1 protein-coding gene is annotated in these 794 nt (G+C 46.3%); it reads right to left on the bottom strand.

Annotation, left to right across the window (positions count from 1 at the left end):
- On the bottom strand, positions 1 to 616 hold a 616-nt coding region (locus tag A3756_RS25685), incomplete at its 3' end, for an AMP-binding protein (RefSeq protein WP_156490781.1).
- Positions 617 to 794: the final 178 nt, after the last annotated feature.

The following is a 794-nucleotide window of genomic DNA, read 5'->3' as shown; positions in this document are numbered from 1 at the left end:
TTCCATAGTAATAACCGTCTGTAGCAAAAAGGACTTTAGGACGAGTTTGTTCGAAGCGATCGAGCACGCCTGTTACGCCAAAATCGGGTGAACAGGATGTCCAGATTGCACCGAGGCTACTTGTAGCAAGCATGGCAATCACCGCATAGCAACTATTTGGTAGGAAGCCGGCTACCACATCGCCTTTTGCTACGCCCACTTGCTTAAGATATGTGGCACACTTATTAACCTGCTGGAGTAGTTCCTGGTAACTAAGCTCTGTTCTAAGGCCATGCTCGCCACGTTCAACAATCGCTATCGATGCAGGGCTGCTTTCAGCTTGGCGCAACAGATTCTCGGCAAAGTTCAAGGTCGCATTTGGAAACCATTGCGCACCCGGCATCTTGTCTTCATTAAGCAAGGTGAGTTCGCCTTTATGACCTTTGACATCAAAGAAATCCCACAGCTGTGACCAGAATGCCTGCTTATCAGAGACAGACCAACGATAGAGTTGATCGTAGCTTTCAAATGAATGTTCGCTTTGCTGATTTAGATAAGACATGAATCGAGTCAGTTCTGTCTGCGATATGCGGTCTATGCTAGGTTGCCAAAGGCATTCGTTATTTTGCTGATTCATGTCGTGCTGTTCCGAGTCTGGTTATTTTAATGCGAGCGCTACTTTTGATTGATTAGTTCGGCCAATTGCATTGCAAATTCTGTTTCCTGCTTCAATGAGCTTGTCTAGCTCAATACCTGTTTCCATGCCAGCCCCCTGGAGCATATAAACGGTGTCTTCTGTGCTGACATTTCCAGAG

The sequence above is a fragment of the Oleiphilus sp. HI0086 genome (assembly GCF_001635225.1).
This window is presented reverse-complemented; position numbering and strand designations above follow the sequence as displayed.